The sequence below is a fragment of the uncultured Campylobacter sp. genome (assembly GCF_937949835.1).
Taxonomy (GTDB): Bacteria; Campylobacterota; Campylobacteria; order Campylobacterales; family Campylobacteraceae; genus Campylobacter_B.
Genome location: NZ_CALEDC010000492.1, coordinates 1 through 1908, shown reverse-complemented (window position 1 = coordinate 1908; position 1908 = coordinate 1). Strand labels below are relative to the sequence as shown.

At 44.3% G+C, this 1908-nt stretch carries 3 protein-coding genes; all 3 read right to left on the bottom strand.

Features of this window, described 5'->3' with window-relative positions:
- Positions 1-254 precede the first annotated feature (254 nt).
- Positions 255-767, bottom strand: coding sequence for a heme utilization cystosolic carrier protein HutX (hutX, locus tag Q0256_RS10910; RefSeq protein WP_297963030.1), 513 nt, complete (start codon positions 765-767; stop codon positions 255-257).
- Positions 768-984: 217 nt separating this feature from the next.
- The gene (locus Q0256_RS10905; protein ID WP_297963027.1) at positions 985-1428 is read right to left on the bottom strand and encodes a DUF805 domain-containing protein; all 444 of its coding nucleotides are present in this window, start codon (positions 1426-1428) and stop codon (positions 985-987) included.
- A gap of 60 nt (positions 1429-1488) precedes the next feature.
- The coding region (locus Q0256_RS10900) for a hypothetical protein (RefSeq protein WP_297963024.1) at positions 1489-1908 on the bottom strand (420 nt) is incomplete at its 5' end.

Here is a 1908-nt window from a genome sequence, read left to right as displayed (position 1 = left end):
AATTTTGCCTAAAATCTTATTGGCTAGCCTAAAGCGCCTTGGTTGGCGCCCCGTAGAATTTCAACGCGCCGTTAAGCAAGCGATGAGCGAGCAGAGCAAGACGAGTCTTGCGCAAACGCGTAGGAGTGCATGTAGTGTTATTTCGCAGTAGAATTTTACGGATTTGATCTCGCACGTAAAGGGCGAGATCAAGCCTAAATACCCGCATAAGGGTAAATTTACGCAAGCCGCGCAAAACAAGCCTTGCGCGAGCGCTAAATCGCGGCTTTTAGCGCTTCAAATTTCGCGTCTTGCTCGGCTAGAAGCTGTCCTTTCTCATCGCGCGAGACGTAAATTTTAAAGATATTCTCGCCCGCCTTGTCGTAAAAGCCCACAAATTTCGAGAGCATCCCCATGAAGGTCTGCGTCACAAGGATGATTTTATCGATATCATCCGTCTTTAGATGACCTGCTAAAATGCCCAGCCCGTGCGCCTCATCGCCGTTTGCGCCCATGCCGAAATTATAAAATCCGCGCGCGCTCTTGCCGCTTGGGATCTTGGTTTTAAACTCGATGATGAAGCTCGGCGTATTTTTTACGAAAAGCACCTCGCCCCAGCCCTCAAGCTCCCTAATGACCTCGCAGAATTTATCGCCGCCCGCGCTCTTTCCGAAGCGCTCGGGCAGGTTTAGCAACACGTCGATCTCCTTCGCACCCAGCTCCTTGCAGATCTGCGCGATCGAAATTTTAGGATTTTGCGCAAACAGCGCCTCGATTCTCTCTTTCATTTTCATCCTTTCTAAAATAAAATTTTAAGAGCCATTATAATATAAAAATTCTAAGTTACAGATAACGGCAATCAATTAAAGAGAATTTCCAAAGCTTATTTGAAGAAAAATTTAGCGCTACAAAGTGCTTATGCGTAGAATTTTAAGTGATAATACAAAGAATTTTATCTGCACGGAATTTTAGAATTCTAAAATTCCGCAAAGCTTTAGAGCTTCATCATAGCGGATCGTATCCGAAGCGATTGGACCTGCTATCGCCGCGCTGCACGAAAAATACAAGCAGCACTATCCAACCCACAAATGATACTAAAAGTCCGATATCGCCGAAAAAAGCACCCACGATCGGCGTTAAAATAAGCAGAAAAAACCAGCCGCTTCTATCGGTGTCATGTAGTCGCCTGACTGATACGGCGATGGCTGGCACGAGCATGGCTAGTTGAAAAAGCGCATCTATAATGCCGATTTCTTGATGGACGATCCTGCCGGCTATTATTTGATTGTACCCTATCGTAGTGCCTAAAACGCCATCTATCAAGCTCAAAACAATCCCGCCAAGCACGGTAAATAGAAAAAACCACCAGTACTCCGACCTCGATGCTCGCCCGCTAAATGCGGCGTATTTTTGCTTTACGCAAGTTTGCACAGACTCCATAAAAGTCATTTTAAACTCCTTTTTTAAAATAATATAAGATTATACTAATCGCCCCTTAAATTTAAATACCTAAAACTCCCGCCTATTCATCTGCCTTACGTGATACGCCAGATGCACTAGGCCGTAGCCGCCTTTTGAAGCGGTAACCTCCCTAGTGCCATAAACCGCCGAAACATTTAGAATTACCGAAGCTAACCACCCTATGGCAAATACTAAGGCGAAAAGCTGTGAGTCAAGCGCTATCAAGACTAGAGTTACTATCTCCGTAGCTGCAATAACATAAAACGCTCTTAGATAGTTTTTCTCTCCGCTGCAATCGTAAAGCTCTTTACTAACTAGCAGTTGATAGATCAGATATACCGCTGTGCATACACAATAAATGCTTATCATAAAAACTGATGGATTAAACAATTCAAATCCTACAAATATAGTGCTTACTGCGCTTATAGCCGAGGAAACCCCGACTAACACGGCGTTTGATAGTAGATC